Annotated in this window: 9 protein-coding genes and 2 pseudogenes; 2 read left to right on the top strand and 9 right to left on the bottom strand. The window is 51.1% G+C overall.

Annotated features, from left to right (window positions below; genetic code table 11):
- Nucleotides 1–3: 3 nt before the first annotated feature.
- The 7 genes from ACJ8HT_RS05070 to queD all read right to left on the bottom strand — a co-directional run bounded on the left by ACJ8HT_RS05070 (nt 4) and on the right by queD (nt 12,568).
- Nucleotides 4–825: a hypothetical protein gene (locus ACJ8HT_RS05070; protein ID WP_194572861.1), complete on the bottom strand. Its 822-nt coding sequence runs from the start codon at nt 823–825 to the stop codon at nt 4–6.
- A complete protein-coding gene (gene dpdH / locus ACJ8HT_RS05065) occupies nt 822–3,977 on the bottom strand; it encodes a protein DpdH (RefSeq protein WP_197652787.1) in 3,156 nt (1,051 codons plus the stop codon). The genes ACJ8HT_RS05070 and dpdH overlap by 4 nt, the downstream gene beginning before the upstream one ends.
- Nucleotides 3,974–4,846, bottom strand: coding sequence for a protein DpdG (gene dpdG / locus ACJ8HT_RS05060; protein ID WP_023295842.1), 873 nt, complete (start codon nt 4,844–4,846; stop codon nt 3,974–3,976). Before dpdG ends, dpdH begins: the two co-directional genes overlap by 4 nt.
- Nucleotides 4,830–7,310 (bottom strand): protein DpdF, encoded by a 2,481-nt coding sequence (gene dpdF, locus ACJ8HT_RS05055; RefSeq protein WP_197652786.1) that lies wholly within the window; start codon nt 7,308–7,310, stop codon nt 4,830–4,832. Before dpdF ends, dpdG begins: the two co-directional genes overlap by 17 nt.
- Nucleotides 7,310–10,420: a protein DpdE gene (gene dpdE / locus ACJ8HT_RS05050; protein ID WP_197652785.1), complete on the bottom strand. Its 3,111-nt coding sequence runs from the start codon at nt 10,418–10,420 to the stop codon at nt 7,310–7,312. Before dpdE ends, dpdF begins: the two co-directional genes overlap by 1 nt.
- A 497-nt stretch (nt 10,421–10,917) precedes the next feature.
- Nucleotides 10,918–12,032, bottom strand: a protein-coding gene (locus ACJ8HT_RS05045; RefSeq protein ID WP_197652784.1) for an IS3 family transposase whose coding sequence is annotated in 2 segments (ribosomal slippage) — nt 10,918–11,771 and nt 11,771–12,032 — 1,116 coding nt in all. Because the reading frame shifts where the segments join, the coding sequence is not laid out codon by codon here.
- Nucleotides 12,033–12,205: 173 nt separating this feature from the next.
- Nucleotides 12,206–12,568 carry a 6-carboxytetrahydropterin synthase QueD gene (gene queD, locus ACJ8HT_RS05040; RefSeq protein WP_197652783.1) on the bottom strand — a complete coding sequence of 121 codons (363 nt, stop codon included), beginning with the start codon at nt 12,566–12,568 and terminating at the stop codon, nt 12,206–12,208.
- 152 nt (nt 12,569–12,720) lie between these two features.
- Between queD and ACJ8HT_RS05035 the strand changes: the two are divergent.
- A pseudogene (locus ACJ8HT_RS05035) lies at nt 12,721–12,951 on the top strand (transposase); the annotation flags it as partial.
- Between the two features lie 80 nt (nt 12,952–13,031).
- A pseudogene (locus ACJ8HT_RS05030) lies at nt 13,032–13,196 on the top strand (transposase); the annotation flags it as partial.
- Nucleotides 13,197–13,296: 100 nt separating this feature from the next.
- On the opposite strand, the gene yjiA reads toward ACJ8HT_RS05030, so the two are convergent.
- Both yjiA and ACJ8HT_RS05020 read right to left on the bottom strand, forming a co-directional pair.
- Nucleotides 13,297–14,259, bottom strand: a complete 963-nt coding sequence (gene yjiA / locus ACJ8HT_RS05025; RefSeq protein WP_197652782.1) for a GTPase — start codon at nt 14,257–14,259, stop codon at nt 13,297–13,299.
- 21 nt (nt 14,260–14,280) lie between these two features.
- Nucleotides 14,281–14,484: a YbdD/YjiX family protein gene (locus ACJ8HT_RS05020; RefSeq protein WP_004953088.1), complete on the bottom strand. Its 204-nt coding sequence runs from the start codon at nt 14,482–14,484 to the stop codon at nt 14,281–14,283.
- Between the last annotated feature and the right edge of the window lie 134 nt (nt 14,485–14,618).

Raw genomic sequence — 14,618 nt, 5'->3', positions numbered from 1 at the left:
TCACTATTTCCTTGTAATCACAAAGTCTTCCAACATGTCTTCATCTCGAAGCCACTCAAACACTTCTGTCGTCAGTGCACCCAGTGTCGGTTTGCTTCGCTGCGGGCCATTGATTCGATCCAGGAAATGCTGCACCGCTTCAGGCCAGTCGGTTTTCATCATACCGCGCAGGGTGTTCAGGTGCTCCGCCATTGCCCGGATCTTCGTCACGCTCTCGCCGCTCTCAGGCAAAGGTTGGATCAGGTCATCAAATTTGTCGCGTAGGCCTAAGTATTCGTCAGCAATTTCTTTCAATTTCTCGAGTTTCTGTTGGGCGTCGAGAGTTTTGCTGTCAACCTGAATCTGCTGATGCAGGATTTGTTGCCACTCTTCCCATGCGTTTTTCAGCTGGTCGCTCAGAGTGCGGTGCAGGCTGAGCGCCTGGCTCACGCAGTTGGTCAGGGAGTCATTCTGAATGATGTCATATGCTGTAGGTTCCTGCGTTGTGACCACTCCATCCAGCGGTTCATCCGAGGCTTGCGTATCGGCAGCTACTTGGGTCTGATTATTCAGCCAGCGGCTCCACTGAGACAGCAAGTTATTGACACCGTTAACCACATTTTTGAGTTCATTTCGTTGATCTTCTCTCCAACTGACCCTCAGTTCAGACGGCAGAAGTTGTAGGGCCGGGTACTGGTATTTAAGGCGACAATAATGCCCAGCGACGGTGTCAGTTTTTGAGAGCACTACGCCGCATTTCTCAATAATCTGCGTGGCTTTACTTGCCTGGACGCTTAAATCCAGTTGCTTCTGCATCTCTGCAAGCTGTTGGCGTAATGTACTCATTCATTCACTCCAGAGGCGCTGATATCAGCCGCCAGATTTTTCAGTCGCTCTTCAACTAGCGTGCAGGCATTTTTTAGTTTCGGTGCGTCACCCTTACTGTTTATCTGCTGTAGCGTAAAGCTGATTTTCGATTGAATATTCTGCCATTGCGCAAGAAGGTTACCGATACGGCTGACGTAATCACCATCCAGATGGGAAATGTCATGCCACAGCATGAAGGCATCTTTCTGTCTGACGAGGGAATTAAGCGTGAGCAGCGTGTTCAGGCTGGCCTCCGCGTCTACTCTTAATGCTTCAATTTCACCCAGCAACCATGATGAGTTTCTGATCTGCTCGGATTCCGAAGGGTAATATTGGGTGCGTACCGCTTCGATAAACATCTGCCACTCATCGAGAAGGGCAATGAAGTCATCCTGATTTTTTATATTTTCAAAGAGTTGTGCATTTTCGATAGTTGATGCGATCTCTTTGCGGGCTGTCTCTGCCGCACGCTGCACATCCGCTCCAAGCGGTTCTTTCTGGATCTCTCGCAACGCAGAGGTTACCACTTCGGCTTCAAGTGCTCGGGCTGAGGTGAGCCCGGAACTTAATTCAGGGACGGCAACCTGAGAAAGCCATGCGTCGCGGGCGTCGTCCCACCCCTGAAGTGCTGCCTGCCGGGCTTCAGCCACTTTTATGCTGGAATGTGGTTTCTGGTTGGCCTCGAGTCCGTAGAAACAGAGATCGGATGGGCTTGTTTTGATTGTTCGTCCTTGATTCTTACCCTCAGTTCGACCGACGCCTTTCTGCGTCAGGCAAAGTGCATCAATGAGCTCCGCCGGATTTTCTTTGCCAGTCAACAGGCCCAGCAGCAGCGCTTTTTGGTAATGATTACGCAGCGCAGGCTTCAGTTTCCGCGCCCGGGCATGGTTGATTGCAATCTCCGCGGTCTGCGGCACCCACCAACTGACAAAGTTTTCATAGTGGGCGTAGTCTTCCATAGCTTCAGGGTAGCTAAGCCCTTCGCTTAAGTTGGCGTAATGCTGGATACGTAAAATCGCCAGCGACACGTTGTAGATCTCTATCCTGCGTAGCGGATCATTGAGGTCTTTGAGTTCATAGAATTTCACAATAGCGTTCGAGGGATCTGAAGCCGCCAGTGGCAGGCTAATCAAAGGATTACGCTCAATCAGTGAAGGTCGCTCTGCCATACTGGAAAATTCCACTTGGGCATAGAGTTCATAGCAATTGTTAAGTCCTGCGCGCAGATCACTGGCAATTAATTGAGGTAAAACGGTTTTTTCATCGACCCAGGCTTTGAGATGTTTGATGAAAGCTAGCTCAGATTTCGGTTCAGGTTTAGGTTCAGGAACTGTAATACCGATTGGTTTGTTACGTTTTTCATCATCGTTGCCTCCTGCTGGTGGGGCAGAAATTTTACCGTTAATACGTTCGGCCAACTCAGTGAGACCAAAAGCTTTTGCTACTCCCGGCGGCAGTTGCTTGCAGACTTTTTCCCAAGAGTCGCAGCCATAGCTCCAAAGTGCGGTCAATGACGCTGCACTGGTAACTCTGTTTCTGGTTAACTGATTGATGTTGTGAAGTATTTCTGTGCCAACGTCAATTCCTGCAAGGTTCGGCGGTGGAAATACCCCGCGCTCTGCCTCAACACGGCAATCACGCAAAATATCCAGCAGGATACGGTTAATCACAATTCGTGGGTTAAAAGTCAGTTGGCCGCTGCTGTCACGGCAGTTTTTATCAGCCAGCGCACGGATAGCTTCCCGGTTAAACGGGAACAGCGGAACTTGCTGTTTGTCTGTCATACCAAAGTCCGCCAACCATTCTGGCTTTTCTTCGTCTTGCCAGACAGTCGGCCAATTTGCCTGGTTTTGCGCCCGCGACTGCTTCAGGGCCGTTGCGCCATGGCGCGCTGCATTCAGATAACGACCGCACAGTGACACAATACGCCCTTCGTTGTTGTCTCTGTCGGTGTGCTCAATGATCCACTCGTAGCCCGCTCGTGTCATCAGCGTTTCCTGACGGCGTTTGTAGCCCGGATAGTTATCGGTAACGGCAATAACCGAATGCACCGGGCATAGTGTTTTCACTCCATCACGCATGCCTTCTTCGATCAGACTGTCAATCAGTACATCTTCAATGGCCGAAATGGCTGCCATATCTTCCACCAAGATCACAAGGCGGCGATCTTGTGCGAGCAACTCACGGCGAATCTGCTGGAACAACTCCTGGAAGTTACCGCCGTTGAATGTAAAGAGTTTGGCAAATAGTGATTTTAACGCCGCATGCATCGCTTCATTCAGAACGCTTACAGCCTGAATGCGGGCTTTTTCATTATCATGTTCATCAATACGCGAGTGTCGAATATATTCACGAGCAAGCGACGACAGGTCATCTATGTTGTCTTGGAAAAAGAGATCGGCGGGTGCCAGTTCGTAATTATCGTGATCCTCATCCTCCTCTTTAAGCCCATCGCTCATTCGACTGGCGCGTTTATAGAGGCAATGATCTTGTTTGAGCAGATTCAGCTTAAAGTTAGGGTCAGTAATCAGGTTGCTAATGCCGTTTTCGACTTCTTCAATGATGGCTTCGAGTCGGTTCAGAAGATCTGCCGGGATCTCTTTCCCTTGCGATTCGTATTCTTGGCCGATCTTCATCGCTTCGTTATACATGCTTTCTAATTGATGAGACATCATGGTCAGCATCAGATCAGCGAGATCTTTAGCGGAGTGTTGTTCAGCCACATCATCAACACGCTTACGCGCGTCATCAAAAATTCCACCGTGCAGATTTTTCAGGATCAGCAGCAGAACCTGACGCAGGCTGGCGTTTTTCGGAATACGGACAATTTCCCACTGTGCCAGTTCGCCGTTTGCATGCAGATGGCTTTTGAGACGACAGTCAAGCCAGCGCACCAGATGTGATTTCCCCATCCCTGAACGGCCGATGAGTGGGATAGCTCGCTCGGTGGTGAGCAGTTGTGTAAACATGTCTTCGTCGCGGAGGGCTACCTGATTGTTGTTAACATCACGACGGGTAAGCACCATTGGCTCATGTACCGCTAGCAGTACATCATCCTGCAACTCTTCGGCTTCGTTACGGATGCACTGCTCGATATTCTCAAGTGACGGCCAGTAGTTCATGATACTCATTGTGCGGCCTCCCTGAGACGGACCTGGCTGACTGGGCGAATCTCACCATTGGGCAATTGTAGCGATAATGATGCGGCGTCATCGCTCCCAACGATCAGCTGAATTTTCTGGTCAATTTCCAAGCGACGCAGCGCAAGTGATGTGCTGGTGCTGATATTCTTACCTTCCGGAGCAGACCAGTTGCGTTCGCTCATGATCTCCTGCATTTTTACCCGGAATTCACCGCCGTCCATCATTGGCATCACTTCAGCCATATTGGCCATGAAGGTTTTAATGGAGAGGCTATTTTGTTCGCCAAAAATCTGCGGCAAAAAGCACTGAATCGCCCGGGTTGGATCGGTATAGTAGTTCTGGTCCGGCGCTAGTTCCAGAAAGCCCAGATAGCGTCCATATTCCCTGACCAGCTTTTCGGTATTGGAGTTAACGGTTTCGGTTGGAAGCCATCTTTGCAGTTTTTCAGTGATGATATTCGGGGCCAGCGGTTCCTTGCCGCCTAATGAGTGCTGCTGAAGATTCATCAAACAGGTCAGCACTCGCCACAATGGTTCACATTCCTTACCTTCAGCGATACCTTTTTCTTTGCAGGCATCAATGGTGCATTGCAGCACGCGCTGATAGAGCGGACGAGTCTCATTGGGCTGCGGCAGAATCCTCTCTTCTTCCATAGGCCAGAGTCCCAGTCGGCACCAAAAGGCGAGGTTCTCTCTGATTTTTCCCCAAGCGTTATCGTTAGCGGGCAGGTTATTGGGCCGATAGCGAGCCACAACCGCTTCCGGGGAAAGCGGTGCCTGGGCATTTTGTACAATGCGATCAAATAAGGGGATCAGCACCAGGCTGCTTCCTGGGTTTGCGTTATTGATGATTGACATGCTGTAGTTGCCTGATAAAAGTGTCCAGGGGTTGCGCGTTGCCAGCGCTTTCCCACCATTTTCTGTAAGGATGCTGCGGATCGGCCAGGTGCTGCGGGGCGATGATGATGCGTTCATATCGCGAGGCCGGTAGGTCCGGTAGCGCAGTGGCAGTGTTAGACACAATCACAATTTCCGCGCTGTCCGAAGTGGGTGCAGCAAGTTTTTGCACGCACCAGAAGCGAGAGATGGAATCTAGGGCGCGTTCCAGATGCCTGAAATCGGCCTTATCTGCCCGGATGGTCTCGTAACCGCCAGAGCCGATCAACCGGCGAAGCGGTACACGTAGTTCTGACAGCAGAGCCCTTATTTCCAGTTCATCGGCGTAATACACTTTCCTGACGGCACCAGCGAAGCGCGCTCGTTTCTTCGGCGTCGCTCGTAAAATTTCCACATCGGTCCCGACCGTCGGGGAAAACGCTCCTTTACCCTGAACCCTGCACCCCGGACACCCACCGCAGGTGATTTCTGGTGCATGATTCTGATAAATATAAAATTTCCCCAGTGTTTGACACAAAGGAGGGAGAGGGTCGAGGATCCACGTTCTCAGCAGGGTAAATGCTGCGCGGCGCTTAGCCAGTTCTTCTTGGCGGGCCTTATCAACAAAAGTGTTCCAATACTCCTCAGAGTGGTGTGAGTCGTTGCAGTGGCGGATATGCACTTTGCTGTAGTAGTTGGCAAACCAGTCGCGAACCGCTTGATCGTTTTCTTCTCCACCTTCCCGTAAGCTTTCCGGTAGTTCAGGCGCAGCGAATACGAGCTCAATCAGCCCCGTACGCTGCATCAGCAAGAGGGTTCTGCGGTTCCAGGCTTGGTTTCGATCGCCCTGATAGTCAATGTGATCTGGTTTGGTATCCAGTGAGATGCAGTAGCTGGCTATGTGGCTTGGCTGATGTTGTTCAAACATAGCCTTCCAGCGCAGGTAGCCTTTTTCGACACTGATAAGTTTTTCAACCGAAAGGCTTTCTGCCGTCTCCATTTGCGCACTATGCCAGACCAGATGCGCCTGGCAGGCTTTGCCATCACGTCCGGCGCGTCCACATTCCTGATAATAGCGATCGATATTTTCCGGAATGGCGGCATGAATGACCGAACGGACGTTGCTTTTATTCATTCCTACACCAAACGCCGAGGTGGCAATCATGATGTCCAGTTGGTCGCTTGCCCATTGTGAAATCAGTTTTTTGCGAGCTAGGGTTTCCGTGTCGCCATGGAACAGGCCAACACGCTGGTAATATTGTTGTTGAAGTCGGTGATTCCAGTTTTCAGCTTCTTCCTTCGTGGTGCAATAGAGGATGAGCGGGCGTGGGAGAGTCATCAGCAACTCCTCCACGCGCTGCTGGTGCGCACCCGGGTTGGGCTCAGCATGCACAAAGTATTCGGGTTCGGGACGCAAGAAGTTCGCTGTAATCTCAATCAGTTCGCTGTCATCTGCGCGGAACTGCTCAACGATCACATCACGAGTGTTCTGGCTCCACGTGGCGGAGAGCAGCAGGGTGCGAAAACGACATCCAGGCTGTGTCTTTAATGAACGAATCAGTGGTGCAATCAACTGAAAATCAGGACGGAATTCAGCACCCCATTGGTCAATAAGATGTGCTTCGTCGATAATGACAGCACCAATCAGATTATTTTTCGCCAAATCAAACAGTACCGGAACCAGCGACGATTTTGCCGCCTCCGGCGAACAAAACAGGACACGTTGTGAGCCGTTCTTCAACCGTTCTTTCAGCGTCTGGCGTGTTGTTTGATCCTGGTCGCCAACCCAGGCGTAGGTTCCTCCGTGATCCTGCTCAGCCTGACGCAACATATCCCGCATAAAATCCGCTTGTTCAATTGCGAGGGCGACTGTTGGGACAATCACCAGCGTTAACGAACCGAATGGTGCACTGATAGCCTGAATTTGCGTGATAAGACTCTTACCGCAACTGGTGGGGAGATTCACCACCAGGGTGCTATTGACGTCGGAGGTGAGCAGCGCGCGGATTGCCGCCTGCTGTCCGAAGCCACGATAGTGCGTATGAGGTGTGTCGACCAACAGGTTCTTTAGCGCCGGATCCATTTCCGGCTGCAATAAGTTACGTCGGGTTCTGCGCTGGTAAGTGGCTTGGGTACTCGTCAGGTCCGCTTCCACAGAGAGTGACAGCGTCTGTCCCGCGACGGATTTTTCCAGGCCCCAAAGTGAATCTGGGGTCTCCGTCAGCGTCGGTGGAGAAGGCAGCCAGGGATCTTCTATGCCGCTCACCTGTGCAGTGCGAAGGGCATCGGCATAGCCTGCGAAAATATCATTCAGGCCCGCAGAAGGGTCGATGATTATATTCATTAACCGCAGGAAGAAGGGATTTTCAATCCCCTCTTTGAAAGTAACGTCATCGGTAAAATAGGTGGTTAACGCTAGCTGCAGACGTGACCATTGTTCAGTCATTAGGCGACTCCAGATAAAATATTGCTGCTGCATAGAATAATCGCTTTTATCGACATCAACTGGATGTATGCGTTGGTTTCAGCAAAATCGCATTGTTTCTGCAGCGCTTTGTCATATACCTGCTCCACCTGTTCTTTCCATGCATCAGCGGAGATCAGCTCTTCAATCTCTTGCCATCTTGAGGCTCGCAGGTTGAGGTCCACATAGCTTTTTGTGGCGGAAGGGGTCTTGCTGTACTCGCTGTTCAGCATTCCAAGCAGTTGTGGATTCGTCACCTGAGAACCGTCGGCAGCCACCCACTCCTCAACAATGCGTGGTGGCACCAGCTCATCGCATTGACGAAGAGTGGCGTAAGGGCTTAATGGGTCGCAGCCGGTAATAAGCCAACTCATCTGGAAGAAATAGCGAGGTTCATTTAGTTCTGCGTTAATCATACGTAGCATAGCTACCGAACTGCCCCGTGCGTCCTGATTCAGTAACTGCCAAATCGCATCGACGAAAGGCTGACCGTAACGCAAAGGATAAACCGTTGTCCCATCAATGGCAGAGATACGTTCTGCACTCATTAGATGGGTAGACGGTGGGTTGCCTCCCTCTTTGTCGAAGCTAAGCATGCAGGTCGTCAGAAATGTTTTAAAATCTACCAGCGTCCCAGAACTGCGTTCAGCTAGTTCAAAACTAAAACGCATCCCTTCTTCAGCATTTCCTGATGAACGGAAACGCAATCCTTGAGAGATCCATGGCGTCAGTGCTTTACACTGTTCTGCTGCAATGAGGTCGTCATTACTTAGCTGTTGAGCGAAAAGTGCCGCTTGTGAGACTTCTTCATCCATCGCCAGCAATTTTTCCTGCATGTTGATTTTGTTAGTCTCTCTGACCAAGACGCCATTTTCACCGGGGAATTCTGCAGCAAGGTTTTCCAGCACTTGTGGGCCTTCGAGGAACAGTCTATTCCAGGCATCATCGATATAGTCATCCAGCACAAACTGCAGGCTGGCGATGGTGTTGTTAAACACGCCAATACTGTTCACCAGAATGTCGGCCCACTGATTGCGTAAGCTATCGGCCACATGGTTTTTTAGTATCAGGCTTTGAACTGGTTTGATACCACGCAGGTTGGCGCTGTAGCGGTTGAGACGGCCGAGACGTTGCTCAATTCGGCTGCAGGATCGCGGCAAACCATAGTGAACGGCCAGACGACGTCCTCCGTGGAGATTCAGCCCATCCTCGCCGCTTCTATCGCACAATAGCACCCGAACGGGGTTTTGCGCCTGAGTGAACTGCAGTGGTTGGCTTGGCTGATAGCGTTCTATTGTGTAGTCCAGCAGAATGCTCATCTTTACTGACAGGTGCTGTGCCAGTTCAGGGCGATCGCAGAAGACAATCGCTTTGCCATCTGGAAATTGATTTAGCCAATCATTAAGCGATGCGGCCAGCATATTGTCGATAGCTTGTTGCTCATTTTTAGCCGTCGAGACGATGTGTTCCAGTAAGGCTTGCTCATCCTTGGGCAGTCCCGTTGACTCTGTGAGAATGGCTTTTGCCCGCTGCAGAACACAAATCGGACTGGAAAAGAGATCGTCAATCCAGGCGATGTAGTGCGCTTCTTTTAACGACCAATGCTGGTTTTGCGGCAGTACGGCCATAGAGCGATACTCTTCCAGCAACTCATCCAAGGTGAGTCCCTCGGTTTGCCAGTGAGATTCCCTCACGCCATTCAGACCAGGGAAGAGAAGATCCAGATTCAGGTTTTTGCTTTCATCCTGACTCAGTGCAACCTGACGACGATTTCTCAGCAGACGGTGGTGGATGCGGTAATGCTCGCCAAGATGTAGTCGTATCGCTTTAATACCCGCTTCACGTTCAGGTGTTGGCTGAGAAAATCGTCCAATCAGCGGAAATAATTCCTGGCATAGCATTGCCAACTGATGGTCGTCGGGGAACTGCACCAAAACCTCATCAAGGTTACGGCGAAGACTAATATTAGACACCGATGGAACTAAAGAAGAGAAAACACCGCCAAGGCTTTCACGGTTTTTCACTAGTTCGGTGAATGCATGCAGGTGGTTCTCATCAATCTGGAATACTTCCGGGTTGATACAGTGCAGCATCGATAGGAAGTTGCGCTCATGGCCATGCAGTGGCGTACCGGTAAGAAGCAATGCGTAATGTGCTTTCTGGCATGCTTGTGACATTAGTTTGAAATCATCACGCTGGTCTTCGTCCGTAGACCACGGCCAGTCGGCGATTTGGTGGACTTCATCGATTGTCATCAGGGAAGGTGAGAACCCTCTGCTCAGCAGAAGGCAGGCCTCAGAATAACTACAGATAACAATCCCTTGCACAGAAGCGTCTTGCTTTAACAGGGAGAGCATCGTCGAGACGCCCACGAGCAACTGTTTTAGCTGAAAACGTTCGCCTAATTCTTCCCGCCACTGGCTGACGAGTTGGCTTGGCACGGCGATAAGCATACTGACATGCCCCGCTTCTTCCAGTGCATGTTCACGGATAACCATACCTGCTTCAATGGTTTTCCCAAGACCCACTTCATCCGCCAGAATATATTTCGGCGTTTTATCTTGTAATACTCGCCGTACAACGGCCAGCTGATGAGGTTCCAGTTCGACAGCGCTGCTGGAAATGGATGCTAGACCCCTGCAGGAAGCGCGCTGCTGGATGTAGGTTTTGATAAAAGAGTGTCGACGAGGAAAGAAGAAAGGAGCGTCATTAGCCTGGTAAGCCAGGAAATGTGCAGGATTAATAGGTTTACCGGGCGCTTTGTTCAATACGAAGATCTTATCGATAGGAAGCGTAGTTGAGTCATCTTCGCGAACAATTACTAAAAACTCGCCATTGGGTCGGGAACCGCCAAAGCGGGCGCGGACCCACCGCTGGCTTTGTGGTTCAAGACAGTAAATCACAGTTTCTTCATGGGGGATCGTCGGCGTCAACTTTTCAAGGCTAATTGCAACCTGACGTGTATAGGGGTGTGCGGGTGACTCAAAAAAAGCAACTTTTGCATTGCCTGCCTCGATATCAAGGCTGATGACTTTTCCGATACCTTCAAAACTATCAGAAACAACCAACGACCCTATAGGTAATATGCTCATCATCACAATCCTTGAAATTGTCTTCGCATGTATGTTTTTGTGCGAAAAATGGACAGTCATGGGGTGAAGTAAGCGGTTTCCATGTCTGAACGACACACATAAAGAAGCAAAAGCTCAGTCGATAGTGACAGAATACTGGGATAAATCCCATATTCAAGTGAAAAAAATCAAAGTTTTTAGTAGGTTCACAGATAACAAAGTGATGCGATTAATTCACGATTGAATGATTGATTTCTATAGGTAAAAATATCGTTTTCAACTACTATTTTTAGTATTAATAATATCGGGGTTGAGTTAAGGTGAATTAGATTGATGAGAGCTAGATAGTTAATCCGTTTCAATGCATGAAATATTCTTGTTGCACTAGTTATATATAACAATGAAGTTTTAAAAGGAATTGACCTGCCCCCAGGATTAGATACAACCTTCAGTTAGTAATGTCGGTTGGTTGACCCTGGCCCCGAATATGCTCCAGTCATAATCAGGAATAACCGGCTTCATGTTGGTTGCATGTTCTGGCAACCGGCAGACTTTTCAGCAAATTCGGACGGGGTTATCCAGCCCAGCGCAGAATGAGGACGTCTCTGGTTATAGTGTATGCGCCAGGCTTCGATTTTGCACCGTGCATCCTCCAGCGACATGAACCAGTTTTCGTTCAAGCACTCCTGCCGCAGCCTGTCGTTGAACGACTCCACTGTGGCATTATCCGTTGGCGTTCCCGGTCGTGAGAAGTCTATACGGATCCTTCGCTCATATACCCACTTGTCCAGCATTTTTCCTGCAAATTCAGAGCCGTTATCAGTTTTCAGCAACTGTGGTAAAGGGCATCTGAGCGCAATGGTGTTCAGCATCTCTGCGACCTCCGTTGAGCGCAGGTTCTGGCCCACGCAAATCCCCAGGCATTCGCGCGTGTAGAGATCAATGACCGTCAGCAGACGTAACCGATGCCCGTCAAATAAGGCGTCAGAGACAAAATCCATGCCCCAGACATGATTTGGATACAACCCCTGAGGCTGAAGCTGGGGCTGTCGCCGCTGTGCTGATTTATTTCGATGTGGGCGTTTGAGACGCTGGGACAGACCCTGCTCGCGATAGAGTCGGTAAATGCGTTTATGATTATCCCGCCAGCCCTCCCGCCTGAGCATGACGTGAATCCTGCGGTAACCATAGTGGACCCGGGTTTCAGTGATCTCCCTGATACAAAGGCGGAGCGCGCTGTCGTCTGCCGCCACAGAGCGGTAGCGGAAAGAGCTGCGGCTGATCCGTAGTACAAAACAGATCTGCCGCTCGCTGGCCCCATAGCGTGCCTGCAGGTCCCGGACCCATTCGCGCAGACGTCCCAGCGTCAGTTCTTTTTTGCCAGTACATCCTGCAGCATGGCCTTGTCGAGGCTGAGATCGGCAACCAGCTTCTTCAGCCTGAGATTCTCTTCCTCAAGCTGCCGCATGTGCTTCAGCTCAGAAGGGGAAATCCCGCCGTATTTTTTTCGCCAGGTGTAAAACGTGGCATCGGAGGTGCCCAGCTTACGGCAGACGCCGGGCATGCTCGTACCCAGTTCGGCCTGTTTCAGGGCAAAGACAATCTGCTCTTCGGTGAATCGTGACTTTTTCATCGGCACAACCTCCGCTCAGGGGAGTCGTTGTCATGCCGGAATTCTGTTTCTGAATGGAGCAGGATTTTGGGTCAGGGTCAATATGAAGACATTACTAACATCACGGTGTGTTAATCAACGGGGAGCAGGTCAGAATAGATAGCCAAATTTATATTGGCTATCTAAATAAATTATTATTCACCGCGATAAACGCAACCTGCTGTGCATGTCTCTTTCACGACGACTGCGCTCAGGATCGGGAGTTGTGGTTTAATCTGATTCCAGATCCATTCTGCAAGCACTTCACTGGTAGGATTTTCCAGACCAGGGATGTCATTGAGATAGTAATGATCCAGTCTATCCAACGTCGGTTTAAAAATCGCTTTTAGTTCGGCAAAGTCGATAACCCAACCGGTATGCTTATCAACTTCACCAGTAATCTCAAGGCGCACGACAAAAGAGTGTCCGTGTAAGCGACCGCATTTATGGCCTTCCGGAACATTGGGAAGACGGTGTGCGGCTTCAAAGGTGAAATCTTTGTATAACTTAGTTTTCATGGCGACCTCATTTTTTTGTTATATAGTAACAACAGGGGCCGGGATTTCCTAGCATTTCTGAGTTAGCTACCATTACTCTATTGACCTGCTCCCCGTTGATTAGTAGACCCCGATGTTAGTAATGTCTTCATAAGCCGCATGAGGACATCCACATGAAGAAGCGTTTTTCCGACGAACATAGCATCAGTATTCTCTGCGAGGCTGAAGCTGGGGTATCCGCCCATGAACTCTGCCGCAAGCACGTCATTTCCGATGCAACGTTTTACACTTGGCGTAAGAAGTATGGCGGTATGGAGGTGCCTGAGGTTAAGCTCCTGAAGTCGCTTGATGAGGATAACGCCAGACTCAAGAATCTGCTTGCCGAAGTCATGCTGGATAAGGAAGTGTAAGTATCCCTGCAACCCTTGACATTCACTTTCAAAGATCTTCCGACATACTGAATATGTCCTTTGAGTAGATCACCATGCGCAAAGCCCGATTTACTGAGCACCAGATCATCACCGAATTGAAGTCCGTCGAAGCAGGCCGGACCGTCAAAGATGTGTGCCGCGAAGCGGGAATATCTGAGTGTTCGTACTACAACTGGAAAGCAAAGTATGGCGGCATGGAAGCCTTAGGTATACAACGGGAAGAAACACAGCTAAGCATAATGCCACTCCCTCCACCCCGTTAGCACCATATGCCCATAAAGGAGCCCACCCACAGGCTCCAATATATCCAAACCCCGCTTACCCCAACCCCCCAATCCTCCTCCGAATCTCCTCCTCCGGCAAATCCACGCCGATAAACACCAGCGTGCTCTTGCGCTCTTCCTCAGGCAGCCATTCCCGATCCCAGTCGGCGTTATACAGCCGTTGCACGCCCTGGAAAAGCAGGCGGCGCGGCTCGTCTTCGATAGACAGAATGCCTTTGTAGCGCAGCAGGTTATCGGCGTATTCCAGCAGCAGGCCTTCCATCACGCCGGAGATTTGCATCAGCGGCAGCGGGCGCTCCAGCGTCACGACAATTGAGCGGATGTCGCTCTGCGGCTGCGGGATGCGGCGGAACAGCGGGGCGGGCGGCGTCAGGTTGAGCTTGTCGTTCAGCGTAAAGCCTTCGATGTCGAACAGCACGCTCAGATCGATGTCGCCGTGCGTCACCTTGTAGACCGGCGCGCGGGCGTTCATCCGCTGCAGCCGCTGGATCAGCGCTTCGCAGTCCGGCGCCACGTCGGTTTTGGTCAGCAGGATGCGGTCGGCGTAGCCCACCTGCGCCTGGGCGATGCTGAACTGGCTCAGCTGCTGCTCGGCGTGCGCCGCGTCCACCAGGGTGATGATGCCGTCCAGCAGGAAGCGCTCGCACAGGATTTCGTGCGAGAAAAAGGTCTGGGTAATCGGGCCGGGATCGGCCATACCGGTGCATTCGATGATCAGCCGGTCGAACGCCAGCTGGCCGCTGTCGACGCCGTCCAGCAGATCCAGCAGCGCGTCCGCCAGTTCGTTGGACTTGCTGCAGCAGATGCAGCCGTTGCTCAACGTGGTGATGCGGCTGGCGCGATCGCCGATCAGCGCGTCGTCGATCGGCACTTCGCCGAACTCGTTCTCGATGACCGCGATTTTATAGCCGTGTTCGGCGTTCAGGATGTGGCGCAGCAGGGTGGTCTTGCCGGCGCCCAAAAAGCCGGTCAGGATGGTGACTGCAATGGGTTTCATACGGGTCCTTGTGACTGCGGGTTAACAGCAGCGCATGCCGCCTTTGCCGTCGCCGCCGTAGCGCGCTTGCTGGCGCTCGCGGAAAAATTCTTTATAGGTCATCACCGGCTTGTCCGGGTGGTTGTCTTTCATATGCTGGACGTAGGTATCGTAGTCAGGCACGCCCACCAACATGCGCGCTGCCTGCCCGAGATATTTCCCCGCCTGGCCGAGATTTCCGAACATAAGCCTTCTCCAACTTTACCCTGCATCACTACAGCGCTTGCTTAAGCCTGATATTAGGGGAAGCCGGGGGATGGGGTTCCCGCAGGGATGCCCCACCTCCGGGTCGCCCCGGGTATCTCGATTGCATCGCGCCA

It is taken from the genome of Serratia sp. CY44782, assembly GCF_052168715.1.
Taxonomy (GTDB): Bacteria; Pseudomonadota; Gammaproteobacteria; order Enterobacterales; family Enterobacteriaceae; genus Serratia; species Serratia nevei.
This window is presented reverse-complemented; position numbering and strand designations above follow the sequence as displayed.